This is a genomic window from Paenibacillus glucanolyticus (genome assembly GCF_037333485.1).
Classification (GTDB): Bacteria; Bacillota; Bacilli; order Paenibacillales; family Paenibacillaceae; genus Paenibacillus_AQ; species Paenibacillus_AQ glucanolyticus.
This window is the reverse complement of the sequence record NZ_CP147845.1, coordinates 6127391-6147136: the sequence shown is the minus strand read 5'-3', so window position 1 is coordinate 6147136 and position 19746 is coordinate 6127391. Positions and strand designations below refer to the sequence as shown.

The following is a 19746-nucleotide window of genomic DNA, read 5'->3' as shown; positions in this document are numbered from 1 at the left end:
AATGAGCAAAATTAAAGTGGCTGTGTTTGGCTGCGGCGCCATCGCCCAGCGCAGACATATTCCTGAATACGCGAACAATGCTAATGTGGAGCTGGTTGCTTTTGCCGATCCGGTAAAGGAACGTGCCGAAGAGATGGCTGCCCAGTATGGCGGCAAAGCTTATACCGACTACCAAGAACTGCTTAAGAATGAGAAGCTTGATGCCGTTAGCGTATGTACGCCGAACTATCTGCATGCTCCAATGAGTATTGCAGCAGCGAATGCTGGCCTTCATGTACTGGTTGAGAAGCCGATGGCTACAACAACGGAAGAAGGAGAGCAAATGATCGAGGCAGCACGCAAGAATGGGGTTTACCTGATGGTAGGCCACAATCAGCGTTTAATGCCTCCACACGTAAAAGCTAAGGAAATCCTGGATTCCGGCAAGCTCGGCAAGGTGCTTACGTTCCGTACTTCCTTTGGCCATGGGGGTCCAGAGAGCTGGAGCCTGGATGGTCGCGACAGCTGGTTCTTCCGTAAGGAAGAAGCCATTATGGGTGCTATGGGTGATCTTGGCGTTCACAAATCCGACTTTATCCGTTACTTGCTGAACGATGAAATCGCTGAAGTTGCCGGCTTTATTGGAACAGTCCACAAAGAGGGAACGGACGTGGACGACAATGCAACCTGCATCGTTCGCATGAAGAGTGGCGCAGTCGGCACGCTGATGGCAAGCTGGACGCATTACAGATCCGGTGATAACGGAACGGTCCTCTGGTGCGAGAAAGGCGTGATGAAGATCGGTGCCGTTCATGGTGACGAGGTTAACGTCGAGCTGACAGATGGTACGATCGAGACTTACAAGGTTGGTGCCATGGCAACGAATGAGAAGCAGGTTCCGAGCGGCGTCATCGACGCGTTCGTGGAATCCATTCTAACAAACACGCCTCCTAGCATTTCCGGTGAGGAAGGGCTGCGTTCCTTGAACGTCATCCTGGGCGCATTCGAATCGCAAGAGACGGGTAAGATTGTGAAGCTGTAATAGGATGAGTTTAAAGAGAAGCCGTACGCATACGGCTTCTCTTTTTGTCATATGCGATAGTAAAGCCATGATCATGATAAGCCGGGCAGCAACAACTTTTTCATAAAAATAAGAGCGGCTCTGCCATTACTATGGAGAGCGGCTCTTGTTTTTTTATTCACTCCAGTGCTTTAACCGGTTTGCCGATTCATCGGACTTACCTTAAGGCTGTCTCCGTCTTCAACTACAGGGATAAAGATCGGACGTTCCTCCGGCGTCCGATTCGGGGTATGTACCGCCAGCATCAGCTGCCCCTCCCACGTGCGAAACACCATCCCGTGCCCGCCGTCGCTGGAATATAAGGGTTCCGGCTCTTGAAGCCAGGGACCCATCAAGCTGCCGGATGGGGATTTGGCAATGCCGAGCGCGTAGCGGCCGTCGACAAAGCTGGCCCACAGCATCAGCAGGCTGCCGGGTGCTGTCCGGAATAGAAAGGGACCGTCCGTCACATAGTTTCCGGTCCCGGGAAAGCGCTGCGAATGAAACGGTGTGGTCCACGCTGCCTCAGAGGCACGGAATAAGATCACCGGTTCCGATACGGATTCGGATAAATCCGGGCTTAGGCGCATGGCACAGACCTCGCCGTCGCCAACCTGCTGCCATTCATGGCAGAACACCATCCACGGCTGGTTCTCCTCATCGATATACAGCGTGCCGTCCAAAGAACTCCAATCCGCCGGTGTCACAGGACCGCTGCTATGGAGAGCAAAGGGCCCTGTCGGCTGCTCCGCTGACAGCACCGCAGTGCCCAGCAGATCATTATCCTTCCTGCGAAAGGTGGCAAACATGATATAACGGCCATGATATTCGTACACTTCGGGTGCCCAGAAGTTCACCTCCGCGAAGAAATTATCGGTCTTGTGGAAGACCGTACAAGGGCCTTCCCAATGCCGAAGATCTTCGCTTATATAGACATCGAAGCCGTTTCCTTCCCTCCATATATCTTTGTCGGTACTGCCGTACATGTAGTATTTCTTGTGCTTGGAATCAGGCAGGATATAAGGATCCCGCAGCTGAATATCCTGAGTGTTCATGCTGTTCAGGCACCTCCTGAAATCATTAACGATAGGAGGGATAGATAATGCCGATATCCCTCTCTGTTTTCAAGCCTCCGCCTCGATATCGCTGCATTTCATTTCCTTTGATCCGGATCGGAAGGGAATTGCCTTGATAGATGAGCTCGCCCTCGATGGTGCGCACACTCATTCCAATGACGCCTTCCAGGTGTCCGCTTCGATCGGTAACCAGCCGAATTCCGGCCGGTCCTTCAATATGAACGCTGCCTTCCCGGTATATCGTTATACGATCTGCTGTATTTACCAATTCGTAATGCAGCCCATTCACCGTGCGGCTGTAGGCTGTGTTGCCTGCAACTTCCTCGCCATGATCCATGTCGACGGGGAGAAGACCGGTAAACCATAATTGGTCCGACCCGACCGGCATAATCCCGCACAACCGTTCCACATAATCAAGCAGACACAGGATGGAAGGGGAATACGTCTCGGTAAAACCTTCCTCTCCGGTCCAGGGACTTAACGCTTGTGCAAAGCGCTTTGCCTTGGACAGCGCAGACAGGATCGGATGCAGTACCCACGTCAATTCGACATAGCGGTGGTGATATTCAAACGCATGCGGAGCGCGAATCAGGCTCAGGAAGTTGGACGACCCGCCCCAGCTGTTGTAGGAGGAGAACGGATCGAATCTGGGATCGTCCATCGCCATAGATGTAAACGGATATTTGGCGAAAAATTTGCTCGTATTCAGCAAATACCGGCGCAGCAGCTTGTCGAACCATTCACGGTCCCCAACCTCGCAGACCATCACGCGCAGCAGCACATCGGACTGGACTTTGACCAGCTCGTCATTCCGGTCCCGGTCGTAGAAGAACATATCTTCTTCGTCGTAACAGTAACGGAAGAGACTCTCGAGGCTGGACTCGGCTTTCGCTCTCCAATCAGCTCCGGATCCACCAAGCTCTTCGGCCATGCGGGCCAAATATATGCGCTGGCAGTAGATGTTGGCGGTCAAATCCGGTGCCAGGAAAGGCAGGACCGGAGAATCCGGGTGATAGGCTGCGGCATCATTCATATAGGGTGTATCCGGAACATGCCAGAACCTGGGTGATAAATCATGTCCGGTGTCGAAGGTGCTGAAGGCCTCTACGCAGCCAGTCTCCCGGGTATTGCGGAAGCTTGCAATCCATTCGTCATAATGCGCCATGGCTTTGTACATGGTCTTCAGAAAGTCGCGGTCCTTGCCGTGGAGCTGGTAATGGTTCCATACACTGCGTGCCAGCGGTGTAACCAGCTGAATCTGCCGGAAGGAGGGACCGTTCTCCGTTAATTTGTAAGGCAGCAAACCGTCCTCTCTTTGGTGAGCCGCAAAGGCGAGATAGGTCGATTTCGAGACAGAAGGAATCAAGCGCGAGAGCAGCTCCGCATTGATGGTGCCGGTGCTCTCCAGCCAGCAGCCAAGATAAATCCCGCCTTCCTGCAGAATAGGCTCGCTGCCAGCCATCGGCACGATGCAGGCAAGCAGCTTCTCCAGCGCCGTATAATATGAAGCCTCCAGCCGTCCGCCCGATGCGGCAAATCGTACGCCTGACTCCTGCCATTCTCGCAACAAATTCTGATCTTCCGGTTTAACCGTCTGCACCTGATCCTGTATCGAGATCCCGCGCAGACGGTCCAGCATAACTTCGGTCATGTCCGCCTCCTTGTAGAGCCTGGTTTATTGATTCGATTCAAAGATTCGAACGGTGCCATTGTAGAAGTCCGAAACGGCTTGCTCGACGCTCTTTCGGCCGAAGCCGATTTCCTGGCTTGTCGTTTGCGCCAGTTTGGAGAATTCAGCAAATCCCGGAGGATTGTAACTCACGTCAAAAGGTTCTGATTTTGTAGCCTCAGATACGAGACTTGTGTATTGGTATACAATTTCCTCCACCGGACCGGCTTCCTCTTGCAGTAGATTGCGGTTGGCTTCCGTTACTGGAACGCCCCGGTCACTGCCGAGAATTTTGGCGGCTTGTGGATCATTGATCCAGAAATCCATCAGGATAGCGACTTCCTTGGGATGCTTGGTATTCGCATAACCGGACAATCCCTGGCTGGATTCGAATACAACACCCGTACCCTTGGGACCCCGCGGTACCGGATGGAGGATCAGCGGGTCCTCCGTCAGGCTCTGGAAAGCAGCCAGCTGGTTGGAAGGAAGGAGGCTCATGGCGGCCTTGCCTGTAATCAGCAGCGATTTACTAGTGTCGTCATGCGGATTGGATACCTGCATTTCAGGTGTGACCACACCACCTGCTGAAGACGTCTCCTCCCAATATTGGAACCATTCCTGGATGTCTTCTTTGGCAAAGCCCAGAGTTCCATTTTCCATATTATACAGCTGTTTGCCGCGCTGCTTCAGATAGATGTCCATGCCATCGACGGTGAAGTTGTACGTTCCAAAAATGCCATCACCCAGCTTGTCAGACAGTTCCTTGCTGACAGCTGCGTAATCCTCCCAGTTCCAATTCGGCTCCGGCAAAGGGATTCCGGCCTTCTCGAACAGTGCCTGATTGATGACAATGCCCCGGGCATTCGCACCGGCTGAAATATGCTGCAGCTTCCCGTCGAGACGGCCATACTCAACCATGGTGGGATCCATTCCGTCCAGATTCAATTCACTGCCAACATACGGATCCAGATCCAGAAGGACATTCTTTTTGGCATAGTCGACCACATTCCCGCCTAAGAAGAAGATATCCGGTGCCGTGCCGGATGCCAGCTGCGTATTCAGCTTGTCAAAATATCCTGAGGAGGGTGAGAATTCACCCATAATTTTAATATTCGGATGTTTCTCCTGAAACACCTTAAGCGCTTCGTTCGTAATATCTGCCCGTTTCTGGTCGCCCCACCACATCATGCGCAGTTCAACCTGGCCGCTCTCCGCGGCTCCGTTATCCGTATCTCCGCCAGCACCGGTATGATCCGTTCCGGAACAGGCTGTTACGAACAACATGAGTCCTGCCAGCATACCCACCATAGATCGTTTTAACATAGTTAATCCCCCCGGTTTAAATATAATTTGAAATGTGCTTCATGCTCACGAACAGAACAGACAGCGCGTGACTACTTCAGGCCCGTTGTGGCAATGCCCTCGAGAAAATACCGCTGAAACACAAGAAAGATGATGGTCACAGGCAGCAGCGACAGCGTGGACATGGCGAGCAGCGCCCCCCAATCCGATTGTCCCGATGGATCGAACAGGGACCGAATTCCCAGCTGTACGGTGAACAGATCAATTTTGCTCAGATAAATCATCTGGCTGAAGAAATCATCCCAGCTCCAGATAAACGTGAAGATGGCTGTTGTAATGAGCGCGGGAACAAGCAGCGGCACTACGATTCTAAAAAAGATCTGCGGCTGTCCGCAGCCGTCGATGGTGGCACTCTCGTCCAATTCCCGCGGAATTCCCCGGATAAACTGAACCATCAGCAGAATGAAGAAGGAGTCCTGCGCCAGCCACTTGGGCAGAATGAGCGGGAAATACGTATTAATCCACTGCAGCTCGTTATACAGAATGTACTGGGGCACCAGTGTCACATGGTAAGGTAGCATAATCGTCACCAGCATGATGCTGAACCACAGGCTCTTAAACTTGAATTTCAGCCTGGAGAACGCGTAGGCCGCGAGTGAGCAGGAGATGACATTTCCGATGACGCTCAGTGCCGAGATCAGCAGGGAGTTGCTGAAGAACCTGCCGAAGGAGATGCCCTGCAGCCCTTTCCAGCCGTTCACATAATGATCCAGCGTAAAGGCTGTCGGGATAAGGCTGCTGTCGGTAAAGATGAGTTGATTTGGTTTGAACGAGCTCAGAATTAGCCATAACACCGGATAGAGCATCGCCAGTCCGAGGAGGATAATGGCAGCATGCCTGCCGGCTTGAACCAGTTGTCTCTTGAGTGGCATATCCATTACCTCCCTTCCTGGTTGTCCCCGTAGAACACCCAGAACTTCGATGTGAGAAAGACAATTGCGGTGAACACCCCGATGATGACCAGCATGATCCATGCCAAGGCTGAGGCGTATCCCATATCAAAGAACGAGAAGCCCTTCAGATACAGATACAAGGTGTAGAACATCGTGGCGTCGAGCGGTCCTCCCCGGCCGTCCCCGATAACATAAGCTGGCGTGAAGGCTTGGAAGGAATTGATCATGCTCATGATCAGGTTGAAAAAGATGACCGGTGACAGCATCGGGAGTGTGATGCCGAAGAACTGACGGAGCTTTCCTGCACCATCTACGCCCGAGGCTTCGTATAAATCGGCAGGAATCTGTTTCAGACCGGCAAGGAAGATGACCATGGCCGACCCGAACTGCCAGACGGACAGGGTGATGATCGTATAGACTACATAGTCGGGATGGGCAATCCAGGATGGCCCCGTGATGCCGAACCAGCTCAGGAACTGATTGACCAGTCCGCTGCCATCGAAGATTTGACGCCAGACAATGGCAATGGCCACGCTTCCCCCCAATAGGGAAGGGATGTAATACACGGTTCGGTAAATGCCGAGTCCGCGAATGCCCTTGTTCAGCGCCATCGCCACCAGCAGCGCGAATGCAAGCCTCAGCGGCACGGACAAGAACACATAGTAGAACGTTAGCCACAAGGATCTTAGGAAGGTATCGTCTTCGGTAAAGATCTGGACATAGTTGCTGAGTCCCGTCCAAGTCGGCGATGACAACAGGTTGAATTTCGTCATGGATAAGTACAGTGATGCAATCATCGGCCCCAGCGTCAGACAGAAGAAGCCGATGAGCCAAGGCAGAAGAAACAAGTAGGCTGTCTTATTCTGCTGGCCGTATAAGGGCTTGGACAGCTTTCTCATGTTATGCCTCCCTTCAGATGGATGAGAATGGGCGGTTACCCTGAGATGTGAAGCCGCTTACAATTGAGGCGGCGTTACTTCTGGTAAACTCATCATACCGGGGAAGGGGAGGGGCCGGAATCTCATTTCTTCGGATCATCATGTTCGATTTTTTCGGATTGCGATAATCGGAACTCGGATGGGCTTATGTTGAACATTTTTTTGAACTTGGAGCTGAAATAGCCGGGAGATGAGAAGCCGGCGAGCTCTGCAATATCCCATACGGTTAAGGTAGTTTCCTTCAACAGGCGTACGGCGTGTTTCATACGGACTTCCGTAACATAGTGAATAAAGGATATGCCTGCACCTTCCTTGAACATTTCCGAGAAGTAGGTAGGGTGGTAGTTGTATTGTTCAGCTAACGAGGTCAGCGTTAATTCCTGCATATAATTCTCCTCGATATACCGTTTGGCTGACTCGATCAGAGTAGCTTCCCCGCCCTCAGAGACCTGCTGCTGATCCACAAAATCTTGCGCCCACTGCATCAGCAAACGCTCTGCCTGCTCGGGAGTCTCCATCCACAGCACCCATTCCGGCGAAATCCAGTGAGGCTCCCTTCCCTGAGAATACCCCATGAAGTCAGCGGCGGCGGACTCCATCAGCAGTGAAATTTGAAAAAGGCTCCGGACCAAGCGGGAAGGAGAGAGCTGGTATGCCTCGGCAAGCTCCTTCCGGATGACGCTGCGAAAGGAATCCAGCTCGCCCCGAATCAGACAGCGGTGCAGTGTTCGATTGGTTTCCTCCGGGAGTAATGGACTGTGGTCTGTTACGGGCGTGCGGTCCTGTTCCTTTTGACGCTCTGCCAGATTCCACGCCAAGAGCGAATGAATATACCCTTCTTTCCAGCGTTCAAGTCCCGATACGGGAAGTCCCAGCCCGACCTGCACATCCATGGTTAAATAGGAAGCCGCATCTTCCGCGAGCTTGCGTGTGAATTCGTGCTGAACGCCGTCAAGCGTAATGAAGAACATGATTCCGGGATGGGCTGCGTCATGAAATACCTGGATGCTGCCGGGATAAGACTGGGCGATTTCATGGCAGACCATCTCGAACGGCAGGTGAAGCTGCTCTGGCGCGCGCCCTTTGGGAGTATGCTGTATGCTGGACTCCCTCATGCCTGCGGCTACGAAGCAGACCCTGTGATCCTGCCATGATTCCAGGTGGAACAGCCGAATCCGTTCCGGCAGCGAGGAAGCCGGAAGCCGGTTGCCTCGCACGAGATCCAGCAGGAAGCGTTCCTTCATTTCCTTGTAATACTGGGAGAGACGCCACTGCATCATTTCCGAATCGTCCCGTACCTTGCGGTTCTTATCCAATTCCGCTTTGATTTTGGTCAGTGCTGTTCTCAGATCCTCCCGGGTTACGGGCTTCAGCAAATAATCCATGGCTTGGCTGCGGACGCCGGCTCTGGCGTATTGGAAATCCTCGTATCCGGTTATGATGATGATCTGGATGGAAGGATTGTGGCTTCGGCAAGTATCCAGCAGACGGACTCCGTCCATAACGGGCATATTCATGTCGGTTATGAGCAGGTCAAAGCGTTCTGCTCGCAAGAGCGCTTCGGCTTCTACGCCGTTTGCGGCCTCCCCCGAAATGGCAAAGCCCATGCCCTCCCAATCCACCTTCAGCTTCAGCCCTTCGCGGACTTCGATCTCATCGTCAGCGATCAATACGTTGTACATGATATTCCTCCTGTACCGGTAGAATCAGTTCGATGCATGTGCCCGCTTGAACTCCATTCCGGATATGGACGGCAAACAAGGCACCGTAATGCAGGCGGCAGCGTGCAATCACGTTGCCGAGTCCGATGTGCCAGCTCTCGCTCCGCAGGATCGGCTCTAGCTGAGAAGCTGCCATGGGGTCCTGCAGCTTGCGGATGATCTCGGACGGCATGCCGGGGCCATTGTCCGCAATGCTGAAATGCAGGCGGTTATCCACTCTGCTGATCCGGATATCCACCTGTGCCGTGGTCTGATGCTGGAAGCTGTATTTGACGGCATTCTCGATCAGCGGTTGAAGAATGAACTTGATCATGACCAGTGAATCCAGCTTGCCCTCCTCCGTGATGGAGATGCCGAGTTTATGACCGAAGCGGGTTTGCAGAATGGAGATATAGTGCCGGACATAAGCCAGCTCTTCCTCAAGCGGGACCCGATCGTCGCTCGTATTCATGGAGAATCGCATCATTTTGCCAAGGTCCTCGATGACCTGGACGGTATCCTCCGTCCGGCGCTGCATGGCCAGACTGCTTACCAGCTCCAAGGTATTGAACATGAAGTGGGGATTAATCTGCATGAGCAGGGCTTTGTATTCCGCTTGCTGGCGGAGCAGCTTCAGCTCGAATTCATTCTGGATATGCTGCCGCAGGCGGCTGACCATGTAGCGGAAGGTCGAGATGACGTAACTGACCTCGCTTTTTACGTTTTTGTCGGGAGGCAGAAGGGAATCCGCCTGATCGAAAGCGCCCCGCTGCACCTGCCTCATGGCCAGAACCAGTCGCGTTAAAGGCTTGGTGACGCCATAGGAGAGCCATGCTGCGGCAAACAGGGAGACCAGAATCAGGACAACCGTAACTACCAAGATCGTGCTCTGAAGTTTGTGAAGAGAGGAATATAACTCCTTTTCCGGTGCCAGACCTGCCAGCATCCAGCCGGTACGCCCCAGCTTTTTGTGTACCAGAATGTCTCGCTGCCCCTCATCGTTGGTCAGATAGACAACTCCTGATTTGATCGGGCCGTTTCGAATACGGTCGATTTCCGCTATAGCCCGAGCACCAAGCTCATGCGCCTGCTGGGAGAGAATAGGGCTTCCCTGTTCATTAAGCAGAAAAATCGTGCTATTCTTGGCCAAATGGATGCGGCTGAGCGGCTCCAGAAAATAGGATTCGCTGACGTTCACCTTCATCACGTTCTGTGCCGTCGCATGATGGAAGGTACCGAGAGGCATCAGCAGGCTGACAACCGGATTGCCGTGATCCCTTACGCGTTCATGCTGATCCGTATGGGCAGCCAGCCAGTGGTCCCCGGACGTGAAGAAGTTTCTGTACCACGATTCTTGCATAAAGGCGGGGTCATTCGCGACTTGGTTCTCGCTGCCGATGCGAAGCCCGTTCCGCCGGTAGACGGAAACGTCGGAGATGCTGGTATAGCTGTTGGTGGCCTGGGTCAGGAATCGGCTCATCGCGAGATTAGCAAGCATTTTCTCCCCTTCGGGAAGGCTCGGGTCGCGTATGGCGTTATCCCAGTTCTTGGCCATGTCGCTGTTGAAGACCAGGGAGGCGACATCGTAAATCTGCATTTGGACCATGTCCACGTACGAGCCGTATTCCTCCATCTTCTCCAGGGCCGAGGATTCAATGTAGGAGCGGATTACGGTTCGCGATTCTGTAAAGAGCAGGAAGGAGAGCGTGCCGAAAGAGAGGACGAACAGGACAACGATAAAGGCGATCAGACGGCTTTTTAATGAGAAGAACATCATTTTCCCTCCTTACCGAATGGACTTCAAGGCTGCCCTTGGAAATAGAAAAAAAGACTGCGTGAATGACGCAGCCTTTGCTTAAGAGAATTTGCTTGAAGCAGCCTTGTACTGCTTAGAAACGAACCAGGTTGCTGATTCGTACAGGCATGCCGGTAGCGATGGCGCGGTTGGCTGCAATTCCTGTTAGTATGGATCTTGCTCCATCAATATGGTTCGCAGCGCGGGCGTATGGATCCTCCACGGGCTCCCCGAACAGATCGTTCAGGAGAACCGGGTCGCCTCCCCCATGCCCGCCTTCTTGCTCTTCTACATGAACCTCGTACGGGGCATCAAACGTCGGGAGCACCCGCAGCGTTTTACCGATTAACGCGCCTTCCAGATTCTTGTCACCCAGCGAGTTCACGTAGGATTGCTCCACAATAGTCATCTCGATCCGGCCTTTGGTGCCGTTGATGGCGATGCGGTAACCTTCCCACGGCTGGTAGGCGACAAGGGAATAGGTCAAAATGGCCTTGTTCTGGTACCGTACAAGAACGCCCATCGTATCCTCGATGTTGATGCCGTCCCCGAATACGCTTTGATCCCGCTGATAGCCATCCTCCGGCTCGGCATCCAAATACATGGCTTTGAGGTGGTCATCGGAATCCAGATGGAGCGCAAAAGGGTCTTCCTTGGCGATCGGATTGCCGGTTGCCCGATTGTAAAATTGGGTTACGCCCCGTTCTTCCGCGTTCTCTCTACCATAATACATGAGATCCCCGAATGCGAAAACGGTTTCAGGATGGGAGCCGATCCAGAAATTGACTAAATCAAAGTGATGGGTCGATTTATGAACGAGCAACCCCCCGCTGTTTCGCTTGTCCCGGTGCCAGCGGCGGAAGTAATCCGCCCCGTGACGGGTGTTCAGCAGCCATTCGAAGTGGACGGAAGTCACCTGTCCGATGGCGTCATTCATAATCAGCTCCCGTACCTTGGTATGGTGCGGAGCATAACGGTAGTTGAAGGTTACCCGTATATTTTGTCCGGTCCGCTTGGCGGCATCCAGGATCGCTTGGCATTTCTCCTCATCGACGGTCATCGGCTTCTCGGTCACGACGTCGCAGCCAAGCTCCATCGCGCGAATGATGTACTTGTGATGGGTGCGGTCGATGCTGGTCACAATGACGAAGTCCGGCTTCTCGTTCTCAATCATCTGATCGAACTGATCCGCAGGATAGGTAGGAACCTCGGCATATCCATATTTGTCTCTCAGCAGCTGATTCGCGTAATTCATGCGGGTCTGGTTTATATCGCAAAAGGCAGCAAGCTCGGATTTGTCGCGGAAGTTCTGGGCCAGGGCTCCGTAAAAGAACTCGGCGCGGCCGCCCGTTCCGACCAATACATAGCGTTTCTTGTCACTCATCTCTATCGCCTCCTTGAATATAGCTCTAGCCTATAACAAGGGAACACTTCTTTCGCCGCATTTTATGCGTAATCGCTTTCAAATGCCGCATATTTTGCTATAATCCAAGGAAAGGGGGACAGCTATGTGACGAAGCCATTTCGAGCGGATTACCATGATCCTGCCGGATATCTGGATATCGAATATGACCGCCGCATCGGGTACTTCTCGATGACGGTTGACCATCTTCATGATCATTACGAGCTGTACTACCTGTTGTCGGGCGAGCGCATATACTTCATTAAGGACCGCTCCTATCGGGTCAGAGCCGGGGATCTCGTATTCGTTGACCGGAATGCCGTTCACAAGACGCTGGACAGCGGCAGGCCGGATCATGATCGGGTTGTCCTCTATATCAGGCCGGAGCTGTTCACGGAGCTGGCCATTTCGCCTGAATTGGCCGAAGGATTGAAGGAGCCGTTCGGTTGGGATATTCCGATTCTGAGGCTTCCTTCACCGGCAAGCGAAGCCATGGCGCGAATGGTCAGCGAAATGGTGGACGAGATGGTTCATCCCCAAGCCGGAAGCTGCTTGCTGCTGCGGCACCGATCGGTTGAATTGCTGCTGTACGCGTACCGTAATCAGCAGCTGGGCACGGTGCGTTCCGCCGATACCGAGCCCATTCTTCATCCCAAGACCCAAGCGGTGGTCCGTTATCTGAACGACAACTATCAGAAAGGTTTTACGTTGCCCGGGGTAGCGGAGGCGTTCCGAATCAGCCCGCACTATCTCAGCCGGCTGTTTAAGCAAACGACGGGCTTTACCTTCAGCGATTATCTGAATCTGCTTCGGGTTAAGGAGGCGCAGCGCTTGCTGCGCGAAAGCGATGATTCCATTACGGATATCGCCATGCGTGCAGGATTTAGCAACTTCTCCCATTTTGGGAAGGTGTTCAAGCGGACGGTACAAATGTCGCCGCGAACATACAGGCAGCAGTATAGAGATCCAGGTTGATCTATAGAACATTATGAGGAATGTTACGTCTATGACATTAGAGAGGAGTTGATGTTATGCGTATGATATACATGGTGCTCATGATTGTCGTTTCAATATCAGGGTACCCCTTAGAGGGGAATATGGACCGTGCTGCTGTACTTACCAAGGTTTTGGCCCAAGTGCCGAAGTGTACAGGGGACTTAGAGACGATTAACGATGTCGTGGAGGTTAAGGAACATGAACAGGATTTCACGGTCATCATCAGACAAGACTGCGAACCAAAACACGGGGAAGGTCCGCAGATGCGAACAACCTATACGTATGCGGTAACTCCCCATAGCGATGTGCGATTAGTTGAGAAGAAGAACGGATTTTAATTGCGTATGGGAACAGCCTGAGCAAGTGCAGGGAAATCGTGATCGATCATACAGGAGGGATTATGAAATGACAACGCCAACCGAGCTTCGCGTCATCACGGAATCGCACGGACATGATCTGAAATATGTGCAGACGGTTATTCAAACGTTTGAAGCCGCCAGGCCAGATGTAAAGGTGGTGCTTGTCCGGGCAGAGGACAGCTACGGCGTGCTGGAGCAGTTTCATCAGGATGGAGCGGATCTGCTGCACATCCGGGAGGGGGCATATTCTACTCAGATGCGTAAAGGCGTTGTCCGGGATTTGCTGCCTTATCTGAAGAATGATCCCGCGATGGTCATCGATGATTTTTACCAGGGGGCTTTGTCACATCCGATGTGGGAGGGCCAGCTGGCAGCCTTGCCGGTTGTGGATGCCGCGGTTCCCCTTATTTTTTATAACAAAAAAAGGTTTGCCGAAGCGGGTGTGCCGTTCCCTGAGAATGGGTGGACGGATGCACAGTTTCTGGATGCTGCGATTCGCTTAACGCGGCTCGAAGAACATCCGGAGGACTCCCGGTATGGCCTCTATATTTATCCGGATGTGGAATTTTTGGAGCCGTTCCTTATGCGCAGGGGCGGACGGCATTTATCGGAGGACGGATCTGTCAGTAAGGGCTATACGGACAGTGAAATTACGCATTCTACGTATCGATGGATTGTTGATTTGTATCAGAAGCACCGTGTCGCTCCTCTGCCGGGGGTCCGGTTTGAGAACGTATTTCGTTCGAATCGCTGTGCGATGATATATGACTTTAGCAGGCATATTGGAGGGGTGGCCCACGATCCTGAGCTAAGTGAGACGTATGGCATTGCCTCATGCACGAAACGGCGTGGATATCTATACGATGTATTCGACAGGATACGGTATTCCTGCCATGTCCAGGCAGCCTGAGCTGGCATGGGAATTGCTGAAGGCATTGGCGATCCCCTCTTCTGTGGAAGCCAAGCGTGCTTATTGGGGCCTGCCGATCACGAGAACACTGGCCAAGGAGCTTGGGCGTACCGATAATCCGTGGTGGGGTCCCGCCCTGTATGCCATGGAGCGCATTGAGAAGAATGCCTATCTCTCCAATCAGGTCTGGAACCTGTCCAGGCAGCAGATCAATCTGGATATTGAGGCAATGATGAAAGGAGAGGCCGAGGTACAGGAGACGCTGGCCCGGTGGGCGGAGATTGTATCGTAGATAATGATTAACTACATAGAATTGCAAGACGGGGTCTTTAATTGCATCAGCCTCTATCCAACACGGATAGAGGCTTTGGTTTGCTTATTTAGTTGTATAAGAGAGTCCTGTGATCATAGTATACTTGTCGATATCAAAGAGCTTGGTTAAAGATATAACGGAAGCGATATAACAGTGATAACAAAAGCAGTTAGAGCGATATTACGCTCAATATGATACTCCCGTAAACTAAAACCTGTTCTTATTTAGGTGCTTGAACCGTTATTGAAAAACCGCCCCATCGGCACCTCCCGCTTAAAGGTGATCCCCCAATACTTATACGTCACTTCAATCTGGGTGATAGGCGTATCATTAAAAAGACGGACACCATAATTGAGCGGGATGCGTGCTCCCTGATCAAGTGCGGCTAACTTCTCATCTGCTGTGAGTTCAGGTTGGAGCGGCATCTCTTGAATACCCACGAATTCGATATGGGTGTCTTCATCAAGGTCGTCTCCGCCGACCAGATGAAGGGAGTAACTGACGCCGAGCTCCGCCTTGGCTGGTTTCTGGCCATCGTTCACCCGCACATCCAGCAGCTCCACCTTGGTGAATCCTTCGTTGATGACTTCGAAGATGATCGTATTCTCGGCCGTAAGGGATGTGAATCCACCCGCCTTGATGGGTGTGGGACGAAGAAACAGCAGGTATAGAAGGCTGGCTGAGAGGAGCAAACCCAGGCCTGCATATGCGAGCCGGCGGAGATGTTTGGATTTTGGTTTCATGGCGAGCAATCTTCCTTCTTTATATTAAATAGACAGATTGACTACCGATTGGCCTGATTCTATATCGGCTTTCATGGCTAGAAGATAATTCCGAGTAGACTCATCCATCTCGTTCCAGTCCACGAATTTGGAGAAGTAGACATAGGAATACAGGTTGCGGAAGTCGATGAAAAATGGAATCCGTTCAATCCAATCCGCACTCAATGTGTTCTCTTTCAGATAGCCCGATAAGAACGAATCGAAGAATCTGGCGACAAATTCGGCCTTCCTGTGTTCAGGGACTGTCTGAACCGCATGATAGATGGCAATGGCGATATCGTATGCGAACCAATGGTAAGAAACATCCCCGAAATCAAAAAAGACAATCTCCCCGTTATGTACATGAAAATTGTTATGGTGCAGGTCATTATGAACGATCCCGTAGCTGTCCTGATCTTGCGGGAGGGACTCCAGCTCCTTAAGATATCGCCTCCACTGAGTATGTACCCTTTCACCGGCAGCCTCCGGGAACGCATCCGTAAAGATGAGATGATCATTCCATTGGGGAAAAGCCATGCGGTGAACGAGCGAAGCGGATGTGGAGTCCTTCTTGCCGAGTTTGTGCATGCTTCCCATCCCGCGTCCCCAGCGCTCGATCATAGCAAAATCCGATGTCAAATCGGATAAAGGGCTGCCCGGAGCCTTCGTAAAGGCAATGACATAATATCGTTTGGAGCCGTGAATGACTTCTTCAATCAGGAGATCCTGTGCGGAACGAATCGACGACGCTATGTTTAGCCCATGCTCGGCGAGATAAGCCATCCACGTCAGCTCGCGGATGATCGAGGCTTTGCGGTACTTGGCCGCGTCTAAGAATTTAATGATGAAGCGAAGCCCGTCTTCACCGATATATTCAAATACATTTTGGTCAAATCCTCCAAGCAATTGCAGTGAATAAGAACCTCTGCCGAAACGCTCGGCACCCTGATTCAAAACAGCCTGTTCCATGGAAAATCCCCTTTATGGTGTTCTCGATATGTCGGTCTGGTCCACATACCGGATGGTAATCAGCAGCATCAGTATCAACTCAAGTCTACCGAAGATGGTGCATCGTTGCAAAAAAACGGGATAGCGCATCCTGACGTTGTGAGATAATCTTACCCAGCATGGGTGCTCGCACGCGCCAAATAAGTCCCCAAAAGGGACTTTCCAAAGAGCGGCTTACGCGCCAACAAGTCCCCAAAAGGGACTAAGAGTCGCCAAAGAGCGGCTCCCCGCCAGCCCGATTGCAGCGACCATGGGGAAGCATCCCGTCCCTGCAACAACCTCCGCCACATCAAAAAGGGGTGTCCCACCTAAGGAACACCCCTTCACTACATCGATCTACTTACCTTCGAACTTCTGCGCCAGTTCCCGGAAATTCAGCTGTGACGTGCTGTCCAGCACGATATCCGCGTGCGGGAAGTGGGCAGCGTTGCCGATTGCCACGGCGAACATGCCGGCACCCTTGATGGCATCGACGCCGGACGCGGCATCTTCCACCCCGATGCAGTCAGCGGGCTCTATGCCCAGCTGCGCGGCAGCGGTCAGGAAGATTTCCGGGTCGGGCTTGTTGTTCGTAAGCTTGGTTACATCGACGATGACGTCGAACTGATCCATGACGCCAAGCCGGGTCAGTACAGCGATGGCGTTCTTGCTGGCGGACGCAATGGCGGTCTTAAGACCCGCCGCCCGAATGTCTGCCACGAATTCGGTGACGCCCGGCAGCAGATCGGCTGGCGTGATCGTTTCGATCAGCTCGACATACAGCTTGTTTTTGCGGTCAGCCAGCTGCACCAGCTCTCCTTCGGAATAGTTGACCGGCGTCTCCGCCTGGCTTAACAGCAGCATCAAGGAATCCATGCGGGATACCCCTTTGAGATTCTCATTGAATTCTCGGGTGAAGGGAATGCCCAGCTCGGTTGCCGTAGCCTTCCAGGCCTGATAATGATACTCGGCTGTATCGGTAATGATGCCGTCCAAGTCAAAAATGACAGCCTTCAGCGATTTCGCTATGCTCATGTCCAAATAACTCCTTTTACCAACTGAAATATATTCAATCGTACTAGTATCATCGCTAATTTCCTAATGAGAGCACGATCAATGATGCACTTATCTGAAGCTGGTTTCTCACGGTAAGCCTAACCTGATGGATCTGTCGGAGCTGTACCTGGCCGGAGCTACTTGGCGAGTGATTTTTGCACCGGTTGTCCGGCTTTAAGTGTAACGGCCTCGTTGTACAGCTTGATCTCGATGGCATCGCCTTCCACAATCTCCAGGGTCACGCCGTCCTTCTCGATGGATACGCCGATGAGGCGGCCGCGGAAGTTCAGGCGGAATGCGTACTTCTCCCAATCCTTCGGAATGGCGGGGGAGAGGGAGAGCCCGCTCTCCTTCAGACGCATGCCGGCAAAGCCGTATACGATGGACATCCAGGTACCGCCCATGTTGGCCATATGCAGACCGTCCTTTGTGTTGCCGTGCGTATTGTCCAGGTCCAGGCGCGCCGTCTCGATGAAGTATTCGTAAGCCTTGTCCATACTGCCAATCTTCGAAGCCATGATGCTGAAGATGCAGGAGGACAGGGACGAGTCATGTGTCGTAATGCCTTCATAGTATTCGTACGAACGCTGAATCGTTTCATAGCTTTGCTCGTCTTCCAGCAGGAAGTGCGCTAAAACCGTGTCGGCTTGCTTACACACCTGATAACGGTAAATCGTTAGCGGATGGTAATTCAGCAGCAGCGGATATTTGTCCTCCGGCGTGTTCTCGAAATCCCATACCGCTTTGCGGAGGAACGTGTCATCCTGCGGGTTAATGCCAAGGGCTTCATCATACGGGAGCAGCATAGCTTCCGCGGCTTTCGCCCAAGCCGAGATTTCATCCTCGGTAACGCCAAGTCGGTCGCGCAGGGATTGGAAGCCATGTGCATCATAGGACTTCAGAATGGAGCAGCTCTTGGCAGCCCATTTCAAGTTATGTTTTGCCATGACGTTGGTGTAATAGTTGTTGTTCACGCAGCAGGTATATTCATCCGGGCCGGTAACTTCATCAATATGGAACGCCCCGTTATAATAGTGGCCGATATCGGCCCAGAGACGGGCGGTTTCGATCAGTACCTCGGCACCGTAAGACAAGAGGAAATCCTGATCCTGTTCGGCCAGATGGTACTGGATATAGCTGTATGCGATATCTGCACTGATATGATACTGCGCCGTGCCCGAAGGGAAAAAGGAGGAGCACTCCGTTCCGGAAATGGTGCGCCACGGGAACAAAGCGCCTTGCCGGTGTCCCATTTCCCGAGCTCTCGCTCTCGCCTGTTCCAGTGTGGAATAGCGGTACAGCAGCAGCTGGCGCGCGATGTCCGGCTGCGTCATCAGGAATACCGGGAACATGTAAATTTCGGTGTCCCAGAAATAATGGCCTTCATATCCTTCGCCGCTGAGCCCTTTGGCGGAAATGTTGCTGTGTTTGTCCCGCCCTGCGGACTGCAGCAGCTGGAACAAGTTGAAGCGGATGCCTTCCTGCAGCTGGTCATCGTTCTGAATCACCACATCCGCAGACTTCCAGTAGTCATTTAAATATTCGGTTTGCTCTGCAAGCAGATCCTCGAAGGAAAGCTCCTTCAAACTCTCTTGCAGCTGAATCCCGCGCTCGATCATATCCTGTCCGTGACGAAGACTGTCGGTATACAGATTGTATTTCGTAAAGCCGATCGGTCCGGTCAATGAAAGGGTAGCCGTGTAGGTGACTTCACCGGCTCCATTTTCAAGCTGAACGTCAGCATCGGCATCCAGGCGGTGGCGGGTAACGCAAGCCGCACGCAGCTTGGATGCCATCGTTTCATCAACGACATAGGCATCGCTGCCCTTAACGCCAGTTTCGGTGACGGTCATCCGTTCCGCATGTCCTGCGCCGACCCGGGGATCATTGGGATTGGTGTAGTTTTTCACTTTGCCGTTCACCGTAGAGACGATGCGGACCTGGCCGTTGTAATTGACCGGCTCTATCCGTACATGGAGGGCGAACAGCTCACGGTGCGTAAAGGACACCAGGCGGCGGAAGGTCAGCTTAATCTCTTTGTCTTCGGGCGATCTCCAATGCACGATTCGTTCGGAATATCCCTTGTCCATAAACAAGCGGCGTTCAAACGAAATAATCGTGCCGTGATCCAGGCGGAAGGGTTCTTTCTCATCGCCTAAATAGATCAGGACCGATTGGGCATCAATATGGTTAACGAGTTTTTGCTGTGTATCGGGAAAGGCGAACAGTTTCTCGCCGTAAGGGATTTCAATAACGTCGTGGAAAGCATTCAGGTAAGTTCCGCGAATGGTGGACATGTCCTCTCCGTAGCCTTCTTCGAAGTTGCCACGTACACCCAAGTAACCGTTTCCGAGTGCAAAAATACTTTCCATATTCAGCAAGGCTTGCTGTGACAACTCAGGATTTGAAATTGTCCAGGTCATGGTCTACACTTCCTTCCTAGCATGGTTATGCTTGAATTTTAGAGCCAAACGGGGTTATGTTATACTA

The 19746-nt window shown here is 52.5% G+C and carries 17 protein-coding genes; 5 read left to right on the top strand and 12 right to left on the bottom strand.

Translation table 11 applies throughout. From position 1 onward, the window contains the following. The first annotated feature begins 1 nt into the window (after position 1). Positions 2-1021 carry a Gfo/Idh/MocA family protein gene (locus WDY75_RS28390; protein ID WP_036644028.1) on the top strand — a complete coding sequence of 340 codons (1020 nt, stop codon included), beginning with the start codon at positions 2-4 and terminating at the stop codon, positions 1019-1021. A 170-nt stretch (positions 1022-1191) separates the two neighbouring features. Here the strand turns inward: WDY75_RS28390 and WDY75_RS28385 are convergent, their stop codons facing one another. The 8 genes from WDY75_RS28385 to WDY75_RS28350 all read right to left on the bottom strand — a co-directional run bounded on the left by WDY75_RS28385 (position 1192) and on the right by WDY75_RS28350 (position 11856). Further along, positions 1192-2094: a glycoside hydrolase family 43 protein gene (locus WDY75_RS28385; RefSeq protein ID WP_063478417.1), complete on the bottom strand. Its 903-nt coding sequence runs from the start codon at positions 2092-2094 to the stop codon at positions 1192-1194. 25 nt (positions 2095-2119) lie between these two features. Further along, complete coding sequence (locus WDY75_RS28380) at positions 2120-3766, bottom strand: MGH1-like glycoside hydrolase domain-containing protein (RefSeq protein ID WP_063478418.1); 1647 nt, start codon at positions 3764-3766, stop codon at positions 2120-2122. A 24-nt stretch (positions 3767-3790) separates the two neighbouring features. Further along, entirely contained in the window at positions 3791-5107 is a 1317-nt protein-coding gene (locus WDY75_RS28375; protein ID WP_063478419.1) for an ABC transporter substrate-binding protein, read from the bottom strand. A 71-nt stretch (positions 5108-5178) separates the two neighbouring features. Then, on the bottom strand, positions 5179-6018 hold the full coding sequence (locus WDY75_RS28370; protein ID WP_036644138.1) for a carbohydrate ABC transporter permease: 840 nt from the start codon (positions 6016-6018) through the stop codon (positions 5179-5181). Between the two features lie 5 nt (positions 6019-6023). Further along, positions 6024-6938: a carbohydrate ABC transporter permease gene (locus WDY75_RS28365; protein WP_006207831.1), complete on the bottom strand. Its 915-nt coding sequence runs from the start codon at positions 6936-6938 to the stop codon at positions 6024-6026. Positions 6939-7060: 122 nt separating this feature from the next. Next, a complete protein-coding gene (locus WDY75_RS28360; RefSeq protein ID WP_063478420.1) occupies positions 7061-8659 on the bottom strand; it encodes a response regulator in 1599 nt (532 codons plus the stop codon). Next, a complete protein-coding gene (locus tag WDY75_RS28355) occupies positions 8637-10451 on the bottom strand; it encodes a sensor histidine kinase (RefSeq protein WP_006207833.1) in 1815 nt (604 codons plus the stop codon). The genes WDY75_RS28360 and WDY75_RS28355 overlap by 23 nt, the downstream gene beginning before the upstream one ends. A gap of 115 nt (positions 10452-10566) precedes the next feature. Continuing rightward, positions 10567-11856 (bottom strand): Gfo/Idh/MocA family oxidoreductase, encoded by a 1290-nt coding sequence (locus WDY75_RS28350; protein ID WP_006207834.1) that lies wholly within the window; start codon positions 11854-11856, stop codon positions 10567-10569. Between the two features lie 126 nt (positions 11857-11982). Between WDY75_RS28350 and WDY75_RS28345 the strand changes: the two genes are divergently transcribed. The 4 genes from WDY75_RS28345 (at position 11983) to WDY75_RS28330 (ending at position 14431) form a co-directional block, all read left to right on the top strand. After that, positions 11983-12849: an AraC family transcriptional regulator gene (locus WDY75_RS28345; protein ID WP_063478421.1), complete on the top strand. Its 867-nt coding sequence runs from the start codon at positions 11983-11985 to the stop codon at positions 12847-12849. Between the two features lie 56 nt (positions 12850-12905). After that, on the top strand, positions 12906-13208 hold the full coding sequence (locus tag WDY75_RS28340; protein WP_063478422.1) for a hypothetical protein: 303 nt from the start codon (positions 12906-12908) through the stop codon (positions 13206-13208). A gap of 67 nt (positions 13209-13275) precedes the next feature. Next, positions 13276-14139, top strand: a complete 864-nt coding sequence (locus WDY75_RS28335; RefSeq protein WP_063478423.1) for an extracellular solute-binding protein — start codon at positions 13276-13278, stop codon at positions 14137-14139. After that, the gene (locus WDY75_RS28330) at positions 14093-14431 is read left to right on the top strand and encodes a hypothetical protein (RefSeq protein WP_156515041.1); all 339 of its coding nucleotides are present in this window, start codon (positions 14093-14095) and stop codon (positions 14429-14431) included. Before WDY75_RS28335 ends, WDY75_RS28330 begins: the two co-directional genes overlap by 47 nt. Positions 14432-14676: 245 nt before the next feature. Here the strand turns inward: WDY75_RS28330 and WDY75_RS28325 are convergent, their stop codons facing one another. The 4 genes from WDY75_RS28325 to WDY75_RS28310 all read right to left on the bottom strand — a co-directional run bounded on the left by WDY75_RS28325 (position 14677) and on the right by WDY75_RS28310 (position 19679). Then, a complete protein-coding gene (locus tag WDY75_RS28325; protein WP_063478425.1) occupies positions 14677-15195 on the bottom strand; it encodes a hypothetical protein in 519 nt (172 codons plus the stop codon). A 24-nt stretch (positions 15196-15219) separates the two neighbouring features. Next, entirely contained in the window at positions 15220-16182 is a 963-nt protein-coding gene (locus tag WDY75_RS28320; protein WP_036644009.1) for a phosphotransferase enzyme family protein, read from the bottom strand. A gap of 375 nt (positions 16183-16557) precedes the next feature. Further along, positions 16558-17235 (bottom strand): beta-phosphoglucomutase, encoded by a 678-nt coding sequence (gene pgmB, locus WDY75_RS28315; protein ID WP_063478426.1) that lies wholly within the window; start codon positions 17233-17235, stop codon positions 16558-16560. A gap of 158 nt (positions 17236-17393) precedes the next feature. Further along, the gene (locus tag WDY75_RS28310; RefSeq protein ID WP_063478427.1) at positions 17394-19679 is read right to left on the bottom strand and encodes a glycoside hydrolase family 65 protein; all 2286 of its coding nucleotides are present in this window, start codon (positions 19677-19679) and stop codon (positions 17394-17396) included. Positions 19680-19746 lie beyond the last annotated feature (67 nt).